This window comes from Balneola sp. (assembly GCA_003712055.1).
GTDB lineage: Bacteria > Bacteroidota > Rhodothermia > Balneolales > Balneolaceae > RHLJ01.
The window spans coordinates 38,514-56,539 of record RHLJ01000005.1 but is presented as its reverse complement, the minus strand read 5'-3'; the positions used below and the strand labels follow the sequence as shown (position 1 = coordinate 56,539).

Here is an 18,026-nt window from a genome sequence, read left to right as displayed (position 1 = left end):
CTATTTCTTAGTAAACCAAACCGGCTTTTCAATAGACTTAGAAAGTCGTTCTGCGGTAGAGCCGAGCAAGAAGCGTGCAGCACCTGTACGGCCGTGTGTACTCATTACTAACAAATCACCATGTTCATTCATGTGATCCACAATTTCCTGGTATACCGTAATTCCTTTAAGTATGGTGGTTTCCATTGAAATTAACGTTTGATTAGCGCCTTCATTCAATATCAATGCATCTTTAAAAACAGTACCAGTCCGTTTGATGGATAACAACCTGTTATGATCTTTCAAATACTGATCCAGGTTTTGGATCAAAGACTCATAGACTGGTTGATTATCAACACCAGCCGGAACATACGGAATCATATAAGAATCTGAAGCATAAAGCTCAATCACGTGCACTATACTTAAATCAGCTTTCAAAACTCTGGCTACTTCAAATGCGGGAATGATGGATGAATAGGACGTTTCTGAGAAATCCAGCGGTACCACAATGTTTGAAGTACCAGTAAAGTCGAAGGAATCATTCACTCTGAACACCGGAACCTTGCTAAAACGAATAACCTTTTCGGTTGTGCCACCTAATATATGAGGAGAGCTATGTTCTCCCCTTCCAGCTATAATCACTAAATCGTAATCGTCTTCTTCAGTTTGCCGGGCAATTGCTTCTGATGGCTTACGATCGATAACGGTAAGCAACCGGCCTCTATGCTCTTTGGGTATGTACTTTGTAGCAAGAGCTTCCATCTTGGCATGAGCCACTTCAAGTGTATGAGGATAGAGTTTATTTTCAATAGAGAATGGTGCTCCCAATGCTTCCATACTTTCATGGAAATATCGCATCACAGGTACCACATGTATTAAATCAACAGTACTGCCAAAGGTATCGACAAAATTGGCTGCTGTTTTTAATGCTACTTCAGAATTTTCTGAAAAATCGGTTGGGACAAGTATTCGGCTAATCTTCATTTTTACCTCCATGCTTTAGGTACTGTTTGTGATCCATTTATATATGCACAAACAACATGAAGGTTAAATGAAGGACAGAATTATTTTAGCTAATAACCGGCCTAGTATTGTTCCTGAGTCTCCACCCAGTCTTTGAAGGCTTTTGATTCAATAAACTCTTTGTCTACTTCCGGATCAAAATCTTCTTCCGAAAAAAAGTACCCGAATACAAAGTTTAATCGACCTAGATACTTTACTGCCTGTTCGTAATTGCCTAATTCAACCTCTAAGCCTGCCAGTTCCCAGTACGGTTCTTCAAAGTATAAATCATTTTCAACGGCTAGCTCATAATACTTTATAGCAGCAGTGGTATCCTCTCCAATCATCGCAACATTACCCCTTAGGTAGTTCAAGAAATTATCCCCGCCCACCGCTTCATCTAATTGATCAACAAGTACAAGTGATTCTTCAATCCTACCTCTTAGTAGATATGAATCGAGCATAACCAGCGGGTAGCTTGGGTCATCTGCATAGTTTTCTTCATACCGATCCAGAAGTGCGAGGTAATATTGATCATCCAGCATCGTGGCGGCCTGAATCATGGTAAGTATAAAAAGCTTATCGTTTTTTGCAGCCTCTGGCAAAGCATCATATTCACGCCTTGCATCTTCGAATGCCTGATTCGCAATAAGATTACCAATTTTCATCAAGACAGGTAAATTCTGTACAACCTCTTTCTCACTCCCAATTAGGTTTTCAATAATAGCTTCAAAGAAAGAAGACTGACTAAAAAACATCTTGGCAGTCCTATTTAGAGTTGTACTGATATACTCTCCAGACATATAAGGATAGAAATCAATGATCTTCAACTCTCCCGCTTCATTTTTGTTCACTTGAAAGTTGATGTAGTTAAGGCCACCTTCTCCAAATATTCGCACCAACATGAAATAATCGCCTTCTTCTTCAAAGTAGTTGATATACTCTACCAGACCTGCCCCCTCGAACATATTTTCTGCGAATTCTCGTGACGCCCCATCTACCAAACCTCTCCTGAATTCTTGCTTCTCAAAGTCAGGTACATTTAAGTCAGCAATGGCAAAATCTGCTATGGCACCAAAATCTACCGCTTCCACGAAATTATCATACATCCCTACATTCACTTCATCTATCAGACTGAACAAAAACTGATGATATTCATCTAATGAATCTGGCTCTGTATCCTGACTTTTTAGCTCAAATGATACTAGTAGAAGTAATAGTACCGGTAAGATTAGTTTTTTCATGCTAGGTCTCCTTTTTTCTAAGATAGTCTATACCTATAACCAGTACTCCTCCTAGTATCATACCGACAATTCCACCCCAAACATTTGGTGTTTCTGTACCGTCCGATCCGATACTTCCCGGAAGGTATGGGTTTGATTTGATTAACTTCTTTTTAACCGTTTGAACTTCGATCGTTGATTCTGAAACCTGGTTTCCCAAGCGGGAAAACTCGGGAAGGTTTTCGTTAGTATTATTGCGCAGTTCTATAACTTTTTCATCCGTAAGGGAAAGTACTTCTACTTCTCTTATTTGTTCTACGAACTCCCTGTGCTGAAATGGCCATATCACAAAAAGAGAGCCGATCAAAAAACCAATAAGTACAGAGATAGTCTGAGATTTATACTTACTTAATAGCCAGGATAGAAATCTTGAGAAAAAAGTAATACCCGTAAGTGCTCCGAGCAAGAATGGAAGAATATTCAGGAAGCCGGTTATTGGATCTTCTCCCCACATGAGACTGATATTACTCAGCACGTATTCATATTTCCTCATAATAAGAAGCAAATACGAACCTGAAATTCCTGGTAGGATCATAGCACTAATGGAAATGACCCCGGTCAGGAATACAAAAGCAGGATGATCGGGCGTATCGGATGGAACCATGTTTACTACCCATAAGCCTATGCCTATCCCAACCAATAAAAAAATGCTCTCCTTTAGCCTAAACTGAGTTTGTTCTTTAATTAACACATAAATAGACCCAACAATGAGGCCAAAAAAAAGCCCGTATACAATTTCGGGATGTGTAAACATATAAATCTGAAGGGGTACAACTTTGGTGAAAAAAGCCACCGCACTAAGAATGCCTGAAAAAAGAACTACCAGAAAAAGGAGGTGCATTTTTGAAAAAGCAGATTTCCATTTAAAAGTGATGAGGTTTTTTATGACCTCCAGATTCACACTTTTTATCGCGTTCAGCAACCGTTCGTAAATTCCTAATATCAGAGCCATAGTGCCCCCGCTTACCCCGGGTACAATATCGGCAGATCCCATTAAAAAGCCTTTTATAGCTAATATGGGGGCTTCCTTAAATGTCGTCTCGTCCTGATTTCCAGTCTTATGCTCGTCTATCACTAGTTATCCCATCCTTTTTCCCCAATCAAAGGGACGAACTTAAAATTATCCAGTTCTTCTTGTTGATATTCCGTCTCACTTACGCGAGTAATCTTGATCATCATTTGTTTTTCGCTGTCTCCTACTGGGATAACCAGGCGCCCTCCTATAGATAGCTGTTTGATAAGGTCGTCAGGGACTACTGGTGCACCCGCAGTTACTACTATACCATCATAAGGAGCGTACGTCGACCAACCCAGGGTTCCATCTCCTGATTTTAGCATAGCAGCATACCTCTGTTTTTTTAATGCGTCTTTTGCCCGATGATATAATTCGTTGTGTCGTTCTACACTATACACCTTAGCTCCCATTTCACATAGTACCATACACTGATATCCCGATCCGGTTCCAATTTCGAGTATCTTATTTCCTTTCTCAATCTCAAGAAGCTCAGTCTGTCGGGCTACAGTATAAGGTTGGGAAATAGTCTGCCCCATTCCGATCGGAAGTGCGGTATCATTATATGCCTTCGAATGAAGTGCGGTATCAATAAGCTCATGCCTGGGAATTTTCCCAATGGCCATAAGCACTCGATGATCTTTGATCCCTTTTTCTTTTAATTCTTCAACCAGTTTATTTCGAGGGCGCGCAAATCGACGGTCGTCTAACAAAGCGTTTATTTTGGAGATTTAGAGTGTGTCCAAGTATAGGTATTTGGCTGCATAATTTTGGTTAGGAATTTTCTTTTATAATGGTACCATCTAGTACCCCAAACAAGTTTTGAGGTCATCCTGAACTTGTTTCAGGATCTTATGGTAGGACGTTGACTAATTATCCAGTCAATAATTGTCTTTATAGGCTTCACAAAGATGCCGAAACAAGTTCGGCATGACGAGCAGATGCGGAATGACCTGGTAATGCTTAAACATTCCTGCCGAACAGGCTATGTCTATTTAATACGATTCTAAATACATGGCTCTCATAGTAACTACCGCTGCACTCCCCTATATTCATGGGATACTATCTCATGGAATTTCTAGACTCACTCGTATTTAAGGTATTCATCTATTCGCTTGCCACAGCCATTGCAACCGGTCTGGGTGCCATACCCTTCTTTTTCATTAAGAATATCTCAGATTCCTTCCTTGGAAAAGCCAATGCTGTAGCCGCTGGGTTGATGCTATCTGCAAGTTACAGCCTCATTTTTGAAGGGTTTCAGGAAAATGACTGGATGACCCTGACAGGAATGCTTGCAGGTATCTTTCTCGTCATTGGCGCCGATAAATGGATGAACAAACATTTTGAAGTAGATATGGCAAACCTAATGGGCGCCGGAAGTAAGAAAATGCTACTCTTTTTGGGGATAATGACCGTTCACTCTTTCGCTGAAGGGGTAAGTGTCGGAGTTTCCTTTGCCAATACTCTAGAGTTCGGAATTTTTATAGCTATTGCTATTGCTGTTCATAATATCCCGGAAGGCCTTGCAATCAGTCTTGTTATGGTTCCAAAAGGTACCTCTCCGTTAAAAGCTGTAGGATGGAGTATTTTTTCCAGCTTACCTCAGCCAATTATGGCTATCCCGGCTTTCCTTTTTGTGGAAGCATTTAGAGAATACCTTCCTTTTGGACTCGGACTTGCAGCCGGGGCTATGATCTGGATGGTTTTCGCTGAATTGATTCCTGAAGCTCTACAGAAATGTGAACCTCATAAAATTGGCTTCTGGATAACAATGGCCATTATGGGTATGACTGCCTTCCAAATGCTACTCTAAATCATTGAATATCTTTTTACAAGCTGACTAATCGAAAAAGGCTAATTTTTAGTTCTGTTCCTAACTATTAATTGGTCATCTATAGTCTTGCAACGTAAATCATTACCATTAGCCGCACTCTGTGCTTTATTCATTTTAGCCTTTACTCAAAGCACATATTCCCAAACAAACAAAGAAACCATTTATGCATTCATTGATTGCCGGGGATGTAGTGAGAGTTTCATTCAAACAGAGATCGAATTTGTAAACTTTGTTCGCGACCAGGAAGATGCTGATGTACATATTTTCATCGTGAACCAACGAACGGGTAGCGGTGGGGTTGAGTATACTATTGAATTCATCGGGCAGAAAAACTTTGAAGGTGATGATGAGACTATGAAGATCATTTCACCCGAGTCGGATACCCAGGAAGAGCGTCGAAATAAGTTAGTGAGCCACATTAAGCTTGGACTAGTCGGTTACCTGTTCAATACAGATATCATTAACCAATTAGATTTAAACTTTGATAACTCTGTTACAATTGAACCTACCCAAGCACCAGAAAACGATCCCTGGAATAAATGGTTATTTGAAATTGGTGGCAGCACAAATTTCAGTGGAGAAGAATCACAAAACAGGATCAATATTAACACCTATGTCTCTGCAGATAGAATAACGGAAGAATGGAAATTTGAATCCGGTTACCGATACAACACCAACCGAAGAACTGTATTTGGAGAAGATAGCGTAACCGTAGTGGACGAAATGTCCGGAGATAGTGTGAGAGTAGAAGTTGATACAAAAGACTTATTCATTAATGAAAGTCAGTTTTTCTTCACCCAACTTGTGAAAAGTTTTGGTGATCATTGGTCAGCAGGTTTTTGGACTACTGCAAGAACTTCAACACAAGATAATATCGACCTTAGACTATCATTTGCACCAGCAGTAGAATTTAGTCTATTCCCTTATGATGAATTTACACGCCGACAAATACTCGTTCGGTATGGGTTTACAATAGCCTCTCTCGACTATACAGAAACCACAATTTTTGGAAAAGATGAAGAACTTCTGCTTCAGCACGAGTTTAGAATCGATTCTGAGTTTACCCAGCCCTGGGGAGGTGTTGAAGGTAGCATTCGTACAGAAGCATACACCCATGATTTATCAAAAAATAATATCCGATTTGATGCACGGATAGATATGAGAATTTTTCGAGGTTTGAATGTCTTCTTCTCCGGAAGATATTCATTTATAAACGATCAATTATCTCTACCTGCGGGAGGATCTACCGAGGAAGAAGTCTTATTAAATCTTCGAAACCAGGCTACTTCCTACAGCTTTGGTGGCAGCGTTGGCATCGAGTTTACGTTTGGGTCAATCTACAATAATGTGATTAATCCCAGGCTCTAAAACCTTTACATTCTATACTAAGAAAAGTATTTAACCAGTTGGTTGAATATCTCTGCATCTATCCTTTATATTTAACCAATCAGTTAAATGTTATGCTTGATTCAACACTATACGCTTTATCCGATTCCACCCGTCGCTCTATTTTAATGTCTCTTGCAGAAAAAGAGAGAACGGTAAATGAAATAGCAGAGCCCTATGATATGTCATTAGCTGCCGTCTCAAAACATCTAAAGGTACTGGAGAAAGCAAACCTCATAACTAAAAAGAAAAAGGGTAGAACAATCACCTGTAGTATGAATGTCTCTCCTCTTGATGAAGTAGAGTCATTGATAAAAGAGTATAAACGATTCTGGGATACACGTTTGACTGAGCTCCAACAATTTATTGAACAATCAAAAAAGGAATAATTATGAGCCGACCAAACGACCATGCCATTGAAGTATCAAAAGTGATTAATGCGGACAAACCAGCAATTTTTAAAGCACTAATCGACAATAATATTATGGAGAAGTGGTTTTACGCCGGGCCAGATGGCTGGAGTGCTTCTGTTGATGCAGATGTTAAAACCGGTGGAAGCTTCAAAATTGATATGATTGGTGATGAGGAGACCTACACTCATACCGGTGAATACAAAGAAGTAATTGAGAATGAGAAAATTGTGTTCACGTGGAATTCACAAGCCGTAGAAGATACACTGGTTACCATTACCCTTAATTCGGTAGATGGTGGTACGGAAGTAAAATTAGTACATGATTTCATGCCCAATGAACAAATGCAGACCAATCATACCAACGGGTGGACTGCAATCCTTGAGCGACTGGCTGCGGCAGCTTAATCAAATGAAGTTAGGTTGAGTCGATATACCTCGGCTCAATTCTAACATTTTTATCACATTTGCCTTCTGAGAGCGAAGTAAAGCTAAGTATTGGTTAACTTGGCAACTTATTATTAATCAATAAACTCTTTTAGGCAATGAAAATAAAATTACCTAGCCAATTACTTTTACTAACTATCCTTTCGCTTTTATTGAGTTCCAGTAGTATTGCTCAAACCATTCCGGATTCTCCTACAAAAGTGAACCCCATCCTTATCAATTCTACTATTCCTGATGTATCGCTTAAAAATATTGATGGCGAAGATGTAAATCTCAGAGAACTAGCAGCACAGCAACCAACCATGATCGTGTTTTACAGAGGCGGTTGGTGTCCATATTGCACCCGGCATATGGGTGAGCTTCAGCAAATCGAAGAAGAAATTGTTGAAATGGGATACCAAATCCTAGCTATTAGTGTGGACAGACCAGAGGCTCTAAAAAAGACTCTTACAGATGTCGAGCTAACTTATACCCTTCTTTCTGATAGTCCTGCAGACGCTCTAAAAGGTTTTGGAGTTGCTTATACCCTCGATTCTCAAACCGTGGAGCGCTACAAAGCATATGGAATAGACCTAGAAAAGGATTCAGGATACGATCACCATATTTTACCTGCTCCAGCTGTTTTTCTTATCGACACTGAAGGAACAGTTAAATTCCAATATGTTAACCCTGATCACCGTGAGCGAATAAACGGCGATATTCTGTTAGCAGCCGCTAACGCGTTCAAGTAATTCATGCTCTTAGTTGCTCATATCTGTATCTTTGATGCAATATGAGCAACATTTCTACTTCTGCAAAAACTGATATAAAATCCCTCACTAAATCTCAGCTCCTGGAATTTTGTGAAGGCTTAGGTCTGCCCAGGTTCAGAGCGAATCAAATCTTCCAGTGGCTTTACCAAAAGGGTGCTTCCTCTTTCGAGGAAATGACTAACCTTTCTAAAGAGCTTAGAGCAAAGCTGGAAGAAGTCGCATCTATAAATAGAATTCAGGTTTCCAATCAGCAAGAATCCAAAGACGGCACTATTAAGTTTCTGTTTAAACTGAATGATGAAGACAAAGATTATAAAGTAGAAGCAGTCCTGATTCCTGATTTTTACCCTGATGGTGTTGCTAAACGCTTAACGGTTTGTGTGTCTTCACAGGTTGGATGTGTATTTGGATGCTCTTTTTGTGCAACCGGGAAAATGGGCTTATTTCGAAATCTCTCACATGGAGAAATCGTTGACCAGGTACAGTATATCAACACTATTTCGGAAGACCGCTTTGGTAAAAAGATCACCAACATCGTGTATATGGGGATGGGAGAACCGCTTCATAATTACAAGGCAGTAGTAGATTCAGCGAGCATAATTTCCGATCCGCTCAGTATTGAATTATCTCCTAAAAGAATCACGGTTTCAACCGTAGGGCTTACCAAACAGATAAAAAAACTGGCTGACGATGCTGAGCCTTTTTATCTGGCTATTTCTTTACACGCTCCAAGTGACGAGAAAAGAGATAAGATTATGCCCATCAATAATTCTATGGACCTGGAAGCCCTGGAAGAAGCCGTACGATACTATTACAGAAAAACAGAGCGACCTATAACCTATGAATATCTTCTTTTCGATGGCTTTAATGACACGAAAGAAGACGCTCGAAATCTTGCAAGAATTGTTAAATGGGCTCCTAGTAAGGTTAACATAATCATGTACAATAACGTGGCTGGTGTTGAATTGAAAAGGGCACGAGAAGAACGCTTAGATAATTTCTTAAAGGCCTTGATCAGGAATGATGTGAGAGCTACTGTTCGAAGAAGCCGGGGAGACGATATTGATGCAGGTTGTGGACAACTAGCGATTAGAGAAGGAGCTCCGAAAGGTAAGACCATCGCTAAACAACTTTAGTTAATGGTTGATAACCAATCACCAACTCCCGCTTTTCTCTATTTTTTTTGAACTTTTAACCAATATTGATTGGTTGGTTTAGTTTGAGAATGTACATTCTCGCAGGCATTCTTTATCGTACAGACTTCTTACATGAAAAAAATAGGTTTTCTTGGCTTCTTAATGGGGCTTACTGTATTACTTACCGCATCTAACCCAAATGACAGAGTAACAACACTCTCCTCTTCTGAGGATTCTTTTATTGACTCGCTGGTAGCAAATGCGAGCTTAAGAGAAAAAATAGGACAACTCTTTTTTGTTCCTGTTGAAGGACGCTTTCTTAATCATGACAGTCATCGATTTAAAGAACTCTCAGACCTTGTAACCCGTGAGCATATTGGCGGCATTATCTTTATGAGAGGTGATATTTACGGGCAGGCAATGCTAACCAACAAGCTCCAAAAACTTAGTCATATCCCACTTTGGATTACACAGGATATGGAATATGGAGCTGCAATGAGGATTTCGGGAACTACCCGATTTACACCGGCTATGGGAGTAGCAGCAACCGGAGATAAGCGAAATGCCTTTATGATGGGTAAAATAACCGCTATTGAAGCAAAGGCTTTGGGTGTGCACCAGATTTTTGCACCAGTTCTGGATGTAAATAACAATCCTGACAACCCTGTTATTAATGTTCGGTCTTTTGCGGGAGATCCTGAAATCGTCTCTGATTATGGAATCGCCTTTATGCAAGGTGTTCATAGTGAAGGGGTCGTATCTACTGCAAAACATTTTCCCGGACATGGTGATACTGATACTGATTCACATCTAGCACTCCCTGTTCTTGACCATAGCTACACAAGGTTAGATTCTGTAGAATTAATCCCCTTTAAAGCAGCTATAGATATGGGAATTCCAAGCATCATGAGTGCCCATATTTCTTTTCCTCAGATCAGCGAGCACCCTGATCTCCCCGGAACACTGGATGAATCTATCCTGGGAAGAATACTCAAAGACTCTCTCGACTTTGATGGTGTTGTAGTTACAGATGGACTCGAAATGCAGGGCATTACTTCAAAATTTTCTCCCGGAAGAGCGGTTGTTCAGGCATTAAAAGCAGGGGCTGACATTATGCTCATCAGTCCGGACATCTACACTGCAATTAATGAAGTGGTAGACGCTGTAGAACGAAATGAGATTTCGGAAAAAAGAATTGAAGAGTCGTACCGAAAGATCATAGCCTGGAAACAGGAGCATGGTTTATTTGATCAGGATAATCAGGTAGATCTAAACAACCTTGATAACCGCATTAGCACTAACTATCACCAGTCAGTAGCTGACAAGATTGCGCGTGAATCCATCACCTTATTGAAGAATGAAGGCGATATCATCCCCATTGACCCTACCGTTCACCGGAAAGTGCTATTGGTTTCAATTTCAGATGAAGACTATGGCAATACCGGTTCTGCTTTTGTGAGAACACTTCGAGACTATCACCCGGATGTCACATTCAGGGTTCATGATACCCGAAGTAATGCCAACGATGAACAAGAAATTCTTGATGAAGCCAGAGCAACCGATCTCATTATTATCGGCTCATTTGTTGGATTAAGCTTCCAAGAGTCGATCCAGCTTTCTCGCAAACAATCATCCTTCCTCAACCGATTAATGAGCATCAACAAGCCATCTGTATTGGTTATGTTTGGCAATCCTTACCTGGTTTCTGAATTGAAAGAAACCAATGCTCATATCATGGCATGGTCAAATAATTCACTTCAAATGAGAAATACTGCCCCAGGTCTTTTCGGAGCCAGTCCTATTTCGGGAAAGCTTTCCATACAAATACCTGAGATGTATAATCTGGGTGATGGAATAGATATAGATCATACTACACTACGTTATGGCAAACCTGAGGATGTAGGTTTGATATCCAAAGAGCTTTTCAAGATAGATGACATCCTCCTTGATGCTGTTCGAGATTCAGTATTCCCCGGAGCTGTTGCTGCTGTTATTAAAGATGGGGTAATGGTTTATAAGAAAGAGATCGGCTACCACGATTATGATAAACTCAAAGAAGTTAAAGATACCGATGTGTACGACCTCGCCTCTATCACCAAGATAGTATCAACATCTACTGCAGTAATGAAGCTGGTTGATGAAAATAAGCTTTCACTTGACGATGAAGTTTGGAGGTTTATCCCTGAGTTTGACACTGATGAGAAAAGGGAAATCACAATTCGGGATATGCTTTTACACCAATCCGGCCTCCCTCCTTTCCGGGTTTATGTAGATTCTTTGAAAAGCAGAAGAGATATAATTCGAGCTATCAAGAATGAACCTCTTACTTACATGCCCGGAACTCAATATGTGTATAGCGATCTCGGGATGATACTGCTCGCTGAAATTGTCTCTCTAATCGTGGATCAGGGTATTGATGGATATATGAGAAGAGAATTCTATTACCCGATGGGAATGTATGGCGCGTATTTCAATCCAAGGAATGTGAGTCGTTGGTATGTTAACCGAATCCCACCTACAGAAATTGATACTGTATTTGATCGAGGGCTGGTACAGGCTAATGTTCATGATGAGCGGGCCTATTTCTTAGATGGGGTTGCGGGACATGCAGGGTTATTTGCCTCGGTGGACGATCTGGCTAAATTTGCCACACTCCTTCTCAATGATGGGGTTTATGCTAACCAACGCTTTTTATCTAAAGAGATAATACACGAATTCACTACAAAGCAATCTGAATTAAGCGGAAGAGGTCTGGGCTTCGATAGAAAAAGCCCGGAAGGGTTTACTACAGCAGGCCAGCTCGCCAGTTCTGATACTTTTGGACATCTTGGTTTTACAGGTACCAGTTTTTGGGTAGACCGTGAGAAAAATATGACTATCATTTTACTTACTAACCGAACTTATCCAAATCGATCATACGGAAGACGAATAAGCAGAATCAGAGCAGTAGTTGCTGATGCAGCATTTTCTTCCTTTATTTCTCCTCAATGATTTGGAGCATTCTAAAAGACCGTTCGTACGTTCCTTATTCAGGGAATCCAAAAGCCTGTGTAGTACAGGGGGATAAAGGTGGACTATTTACCGGTGTTCGTATAGAGAATGTTTCTTTTCCACTTACCATCACTGCAATACAATCTGCATGCTGTATTTGCTTAAGTGAGGGAGAAACACCCTCAATTCTTTTTATTCCAGATGAAGCTTTTGACCAATTTCAGTTCTGGCAAAATGAGTTTGGGTTAGAGGTTAACAAAACCGACTGCCCTACTACACTCTCCGATCTTGAGATTGAAGCTCCCTTTTCTATCCCTGAAAAGGATCACCTTATGACATTATTGGACAAAGCTGTACCCAAACATTCCAATTTTCCGGTATCGTCTTTGTTATATACAGCAAATTCTCTTTTTGAAGGAGTTAATATTGAGGTATCTGATTGGGCAATGGGTTTATGTGCGGAACGAGTGGCACTTTCTAAGGCTTTGGCTGCAGGAAAAACCAACTTTGAACGGATTGCAGTTCATACTAAACGAGGAGAGGTAAGCAGTCCATGTGGTGCTTGTCGCCAGGTACTTATTGAACATCTACCTATGAATAAGTTCAGCCTTTATCATGCTGATGGAAGCCTTTCTGAGCATTTATCAATAGACCTCCTCCCCTTTAGCTTTACCTCCCAATCACTTAAGCATTAGCACTCTTTACCCTCAAGTTTGAGCATTTTTTAAGAAATCAAGCCCAAAAAGTGCTTCTTTTTTAAAAAAACTTCGTTTTTTATGCTAAAAATGCGCTTTTTAATTTGACTCAGATTAGATGAATCAATAGCTTCATCGCAGTTTCTAATTATGAAATTCATATAAACACAAACAAACGGAGTTATATAATGAGTAGAGTAAGCGAACTACAAGCATTAGTAGAAAGCGTATCATCTGAAATGGAAAAATTTTACGATAAAGGAAATAAAGCTGCTGGAACCAGAGCTAGAAAGGGGCTTCAAGATCTTAAGAAATTAGCTCAAGATATTCGTCTTGAAATTCAAGCACAAAAGAATGCTGGTTAATTTCTACTAAGTTTGTTTAAAGGCTTCAATAAACATTGAAGCCTTTTTTGTTTCCTTTAGTTTACAACTATTCGTCGAGGCAACCTGCTCTTCTCCTGGTATCGACGATAAAAATAATCTTCCATTCCCCATCCAATTTTGCCAACTGGAAAGAATTTACACCACAATGAGAGAAGTTATCCCCTATATAAAACTGATATGGAGTCCAGGCTGAAGCTAAATCCGCATCGATTTTGATTTGATAATCCAGAATTTTTTCGTCCAATATCTCTTCGCGAGGTGTTGCAATGGTATTTAGAAATCCAGCTAAATCTCCATCCTGTTTTATCACTTCTCCTTGAGGGTTTTTAAAAACGGTTTGCATAATAGCATCTCGAGTAAATGCCGAAGCTACCATAGAGCTGTCGCCCGCGCGCATCCCATCAAAGAGAGTTTCGATTACTTTTTGGACTTCCATTTCAGGGGATTGTGCGTTTGCAGTTCCCCAAAAGCATGCAGTTAGTATCAATAAAGAAATAGTCTTTTTCATTTTGTCCTGTATTGGTTCAAAATTAATAAACCAAAGCCAATTCATTGATGCTGAAAGAAGTTGTAAATACCTGTGGTTAAGCTGAGTAGAAAGGCAACTTATTAGACTACAGCATTCGTCATTTCTGTATATGTGAGATCATTCGATGACCGTTTTGGTTAAACTCAGTGAGTCATGATTCATTTCTAACCGCTTTTTAATGAGGTCATGTTGTATAGATTCATGAAATCCCAGTATTCAGGGTTGTCAATGAATTACCTGTCCTTCGCAAGTATGCTACTGAAGGCGAGCCTAACATCTACAGAAATGACAAGGGTATGTGAAATCATAGGTGAGACATAAAATAGTAACTACGAAAGTGATAGCGCCCTTGCAATTAGAATGGCCGGATGTAAAGCCTCTTCTTCTATACCATCTTTGATTTGGTGCCTGCATGAAAAACCTGGAGCACAAACAACTGAACTTTCTTCTTTATCCCGAATAGATGGAAATACCGTCAATTCCCCAATTTCCATAGAAACATCGTAATGGTTTTTCTCATACCCGAAGCTTCCGGCCATCCCGCAACAACCCGTTTTCAAGTCCTCTACTTCGTAGCCTACCAATTGTAGCGCTTCTATGGTAGAGGTATTTCCAGTAAGTGCTTTTGTATAGCAATGACCATGAAGAATAATTTTCCTATCCTGATTCTTAGTTGGCACCAAACCAGAATTGCTTACAATAAACTCTTCAAAAGTAAATGAGCTGTTGGCTAGGCGCTTTGCATTTTCATGATATATATCGTCACAAATATCCGGAAACTCATCTCTAAAGGTTAAAATCTCGGAAGGTTCTAGTCCAATAATTGGGATCTCATTTGAGTAAAAAACTTCCAACTCTGAGATACAGCGATGTGCAATTTCTTTAGCTTCATCCAGAAAGCCTTTTGAAAACTGGGGACGTCCAGATTCCATAACCGGGCATAACTCTACCTGAAAGCCCATGCTCTCAAGAACACTAACGGCCGATTTAGCGATCTCAGGCTCATGATAATTAGTGAACACATCTACAAATAATGCTACCGGGCTTCCACCTTTCTTAGATTGATGCTTTTTATACCAGCTATGAAGCGGCTGTTTAGCCAATTTGGGTAAATCCCTCCTTTTATCTACTCCAAAAAAACTACTTAGCATTAATTTTGATAAAGAAGTGCCTAATAAGAAGTTTGTTATCGCCGGGAAAGCAGATCCAATAGCATACAGAGATGACGCTGACGCAAAGAATCGTTCGCTTCTATCACTTCCGTTTGTCTTATGCCAGCCATTCATGAATTCTGCTTTCATTTTAGCCATGTCTACATTGGCTGGACATTCACTTTTGCAGGCTTTGCAACTAAGGCACAAATCCAAAGCCTCTTTTAACTCTTCGGATGCAAATGTATTCGGATCTTCCCCGGAAAAAACCTGTCTAAACACATTAGCCCTTCCACGAGTTGAATCTCTTTCTTCTTTTGTAACCTGGTAAGATGGACACATAGTGCCCTCGCTTTCAGCTAGTTTTCGGCATACGCCTGCTCCATTACATAGCTCGATTGCATTTCCAAAACTACCCTCTTTTCTATATCTAAATGAAGTTTCAACTTCTGCCCGCTTATACTTTGGTGAATATCTCAATCCTTTTTCTATGGGCGCCGGATCTACGATTTTGCCAGGATTGAATATATAATCAGGATCCCAAATTTCTTTCACCTGTTGAAGTACCAGCATCATATCTTTCCCAAGTACCTTTTCTATATAAGGAGATCGTGCCCTTCCATCACCATGTTCCCCTGAAAGCGACCCTCTATATTTTTTGACCAAATCGGCTACTTCCAGAGCCATTTCTTTCATCATTTGGATACCTTCTTTGGTAGTGGTATCAATCATTGGCCTAAAGTGAAGCTCACCTACAGAAGCGTGTGCGTAAAACACACAATCGGTATCATATTTTTCAAGCAATGATTTGAAATCGCTCACATAAGCTGGCAAATCTTCTACTCTAACCGAAGTATCCTCGCAAAATGCAGGGGTTCGAGACTCTGTTCCTAATCCCATTAGCAGGCCTAGCCCTGCCTTTCTTAGCTCCCAAACCCTATTCATCATTTCTGGTTCCGAAATAACCGGATATGCCTGCCCCAAATTCTCAGCTTTTAATGAGGTCCGAAACTTAGCAGCCTTCTCGATCAATTCTTTCTTTGTCTCCCCATCAAATTGGATGATGAGTATATACTTAGGTGAACCTTCCAGAAAGAATCGATTCTTCTGCTGTTCCAAGTTTTCCTTAGTAGCGTCTAGAATAATATGATCAACCAATTCAACTGCGGAAGGATTGAATCCCACCGCAATCTTGGTGGCTTCCATGGCATCATTTAGATGCTCAAATTGAGGAATAATGAGTAATTGATAGGTTGGCTTCTCTACCAAATTAAGTGTGGCAGAAGTAGTTAAAGCAAGGGTTCCTTCACTCCCACATAATAACTCACTTAAATTAAATGGCCGCCCTCCTTCTGTAAAAGGCTCCATCTCCAGCAATTTATCTAAGGCATATCCTGTATTTCTTCGGATTATTTCGGGGTGAGGATAGGACTTTTTGATGTCCTCTTTGTGTGTATTCAAAAGCTCAACCATCGAGCGATAAATGTGCCCTTCCAAAGAATCGAGGTTGCATTTCGCTTCAAGCTCCTCGTTAGATAGCGGACAGAAATGAGCAGTCCTTCCATCACTTAATACTACATTCATTTCTATTACATGATCTCTGGTCGTCTTGTACTTAATGGAAAATGAACCTGCAGAATTATTCCCAAGCATCCCGCCTAGCATACATCGACTGGTAGTAGAAGTATCCGGGCCAAAAAATAGCTTATGCTGAAGTGTTTTCCGGTTTAAACTGTCTCTGATAACCCCAGGTTGTACTTTTGCTGTCCTTTCTATGGGATCAATCGACTGAATGTGAGTCATATGCCTTGATACATCCATAATGATCCCACCTCCGGTAGCCTGACCTGCCAAACTGGTTCCGGCACTTCTTGCGGTTATGGAGAGGTCTTTTTCATTTGCTAAACGTACCAGGTTTTGAATGTCTTCGATTGTTGATGGGAATGCCACCCCTTCGGGTAGCTCCTCGTACATGGAGGCATCCGTTGAATATAATTGCCTGGTAAGAAGTGAACGATCGATCAACGTGAGTTACTACTTTAAAACTTGGCCAAACATACTAGAATTCTTTCCCTGAGTAAAAACTAAAAAGTCATTCTGAGGCTACCGCCGAAGAATCTTGTTGAGTAATAACCCCCAATAGATCCTTCGCAGGTATGCTCAGGATGACAAAAAAAATCAATTCCCGCGTCTTCGTTGTAGCTGAGGTCCACCTTCCATGTTTCTGCCAGGGCCAGACATCATCATTTTTCTGATAATCTGGGCGAATTCGGGTTTCTGTTCTTCCGTAAGGATCGAACCTAATTCTGTAAAATGCTGGTAGTTTAATACTTCCAGCTGCTCATGTCCGTCACCAATTACCGATACCAATGAATCTACATTTTCAGTATTACCAGCTTTTAGGTTTTTGTACAGTTCACCACGAGTTCTGTAAATAGTTTTACTTACTTCAGCTACCTGTTTTCTATATTCTACTCTGGAGGTTTTAAACTGCTCAATTTGTTCTGCTGTAAGGCCTAGCTCTTTTTCGAATGGTTGAGTAGTACGATTATGCCCTCTCTGTTTTGATCTGCCGTCTTTCGAATCACCCATCCTAATAGAGGCCAAAAGCGCCAGGTTAAGCAAGATCATTAGAATCAGTCCGATGATTAACAGTTTATTTCTATTCTTCATAATCTTCTCCTTCATCCGGATAAAAGACAGTGAGTGAAGCCAATGCTTCATATTCACTTACTGTTACCGACTCCAGGTCATCACTGGTATCAGCTATGTCCTGTGGATTAACTTGTTGAATGATGAATGTCACATTGAGTACAGCCAGAACTAATAACGCTGCTGTACTTAATGCATATTTAGGTTGTGTAAGCATATCAAAAAACCTGCCTACACCAAGGTGTCCTTTATCAAGTTGAGCTTCAAGACGAGTATAGAAGAATGGCTTAGGAGTAGCTCTTGACACGGAATCAAGTGACTCTAAGGTCTTCTGAACTTCTTTTTCGATATCTGAATGTTTCTTTTCCATAGCTTTTATATT

17 protein-coding genes are annotated in these 18,026 nt (G+C 40.3%); 9 read left to right on the top strand and 8 right to left on the bottom strand.

All coding sequences use genetic code 11. The annotated features are described in order from the left end of the window. The 4 genes from ED557_12255 to ED557_12240 all read right to left on the bottom strand — a co-directional run bounded on the left by ED557_12255 (position 1) and on the right by ED557_12240 (position 3,998). Positions 1-975 carry a universal stress protein gene (locus tag ED557_12255; GenBank protein RNC79901.1) on the bottom strand — a complete coding sequence of 325 codons (975 nt, stop codon included), beginning with the start codon at positions 973-975 and terminating at the stop codon, positions 1-3. Between the two features lie 89 nt (positions 976-1,064). Beyond that, the gene (locus ED557_12250) at positions 1,065-2,225 is read right to left on the bottom strand and encodes a hypothetical protein (GenBank protein ID RNC79900.1); all 1,161 of its coding nucleotides are present in this window, start codon (positions 2,223-2,225) and stop codon (positions 1,065-1,067) included. A 1-nt stretch (position 2,226) separates the two neighbouring features. Next, the gene (locus tag ED557_12245; GenBank protein ID RNC80130.1) at positions 2,227-3,258 is read right to left on the bottom strand and encodes a DUF368 domain-containing protein; all 1,032 of its coding nucleotides are present in this window, start codon (positions 3,256-3,258) and stop codon (positions 2,227-2,229) included. Between the two features lie 80 nt (positions 3,259-3,338). Beyond that, positions 3,339-3,998 carry a protein-L-isoaspartate(D-aspartate) O-methyltransferase gene (locus tag ED557_12240; GenBank protein ID RNC79899.1) on the bottom strand — a complete coding sequence of 220 codons (660 nt, stop codon included), beginning with the start codon at positions 3,996-3,998 and terminating at the stop codon, positions 3,339-3,341. A gap of 347 nt (positions 3,999-4,345) precedes the next feature. Between ED557_12240 and ED557_12235 the strand changes: the two genes are divergently transcribed. The 9 genes from ED557_12235 to ED557_12195 all read left to right on the top strand — a co-directional run bounded on the left by ED557_12235 (position 4,346) and on the right by ED557_12195 (position 13,291). Then, the gene (locus ED557_12235; GenBank protein RNC80129.1) at positions 4,346-5,089 is read left to right on the top strand and encodes a ZIP family metal transporter; all 744 of its coding nucleotides are present in this window, start codon (positions 4,346-4,348) and stop codon (positions 5,087-5,089) included. Positions 5,090-5,176: 87 nt separating this feature from the next. Continuing rightward, entirely contained in the window at positions 5,177-6,478 is a 1,302-nt protein-coding gene (locus ED557_12230; protein RNC79898.1) for a hypothetical protein, read from the top strand. 92 nt (positions 6,479-6,570) lie between these two features. Further along, positions 6,571-6,885: an ArsR family transcriptional regulator gene (locus ED557_12225; GenBank protein RNC79897.1), complete on the top strand. Its 315-nt coding sequence runs from the start codon at positions 6,571-6,573 to the stop codon at positions 6,883-6,885. A 2-nt stretch (positions 6,886-6,887) separates the two neighbouring features. After that, positions 6,888-7,313, top strand: a complete 426-nt coding sequence (locus tag ED557_12220; protein RNC79896.1) for an SRPBCC domain-containing protein — start codon at positions 6,888-6,890, stop codon at positions 7,311-7,313. 137 nt (positions 7,314-7,450) lie between these two features. After that, positions 7,451-8,083: an AhpC/TSA family protein gene (locus tag ED557_12215; protein RNC79895.1), complete on the top strand. Its 633-nt coding sequence runs from the start codon at positions 7,451-7,453 to the stop codon at positions 8,081-8,083. Between the two features lie 41 nt (positions 8,084-8,124). Beyond that, positions 8,125-9,240 (top strand): 23S rRNA (adenine(2503)-C(2))-methyltransferase RlmN, encoded by a 1,116-nt coding sequence (gene rlmN / locus ED557_12210; GenBank protein ID RNC79894.1) that lies wholly within the window; start codon positions 8,125-8,127, stop codon positions 9,238-9,240. A gap of 132 nt (positions 9,241-9,372) precedes the next feature. Next, positions 9,373-12,231 (top strand): hypothetical protein, encoded by a 2,859-nt coding sequence (locus ED557_12205; GenBank protein ID RNC79893.1) that lies wholly within the window; start codon positions 9,373-9,375, stop codon positions 12,229-12,231. Beyond that, positions 12,228-12,926: a cytidine deaminase gene (locus tag ED557_12200; GenBank protein ID RNC79892.1), complete on the top strand. Its 699-nt coding sequence runs from the start codon at positions 12,228-12,230 to the stop codon at positions 12,924-12,926. Before ED557_12205 ends, ED557_12200 begins: the two co-directional genes overlap by 4 nt. Positions 12,927-13,114: 188 nt before the next feature. Further along, positions 13,115-13,291, top strand: coding sequence for a histone H1 (locus ED557_12195; protein RNC79891.1), 177 nt, complete (start codon positions 13,115-13,117; stop codon positions 13,289-13,291). A gap of 67 nt (positions 13,292-13,358) precedes the next feature. Here ED557_12195 and ED557_12190 read toward each other — a convergent pair whose 3' ends face one another. The 4 genes from ED557_12190 to ED557_12175 all read right to left on the bottom strand — a co-directional run bounded on the left by ED557_12190 (position 13,359) and on the right by ED557_12175 (position 18,014). After that, positions 13,359-13,820, bottom strand: coding sequence for a DUF4440 domain-containing protein (locus ED557_12190; protein ID RNC79890.1), 462 nt, complete (start codon positions 13,818-13,820; stop codon positions 13,359-13,361). A gap of 350 nt (positions 13,821-14,170) precedes the next feature. After that, positions 14,171-16,966 (bottom strand): FAD-binding oxidoreductase, encoded by a 2,796-nt coding sequence (locus ED557_12185; protein ID RNC80128.1) that lies wholly within the window; start codon positions 16,964-16,966, stop codon positions 14,171-14,173. A 204-nt stretch (positions 16,967-17,170) separates the two neighbouring features. Beyond that, positions 17,171-17,680: a hypothetical protein gene (locus tag ED557_12180; GenBank protein RNC79889.1), complete on the bottom strand. Its 510-nt coding sequence runs from the start codon at positions 17,678-17,680 to the stop codon at positions 17,171-17,173. After that, a complete protein-coding gene (locus ED557_12175) occupies positions 17,655-18,014 on the bottom strand; it encodes a hypothetical protein (GenBank protein ID RNC79888.1) in 360 nt (119 codons plus the stop codon). Before ED557_12175 ends, ED557_12180 begins: the two co-directional genes overlap by 26 nt. Positions 18,015-18,026 lie beyond the last annotated feature (12 nt).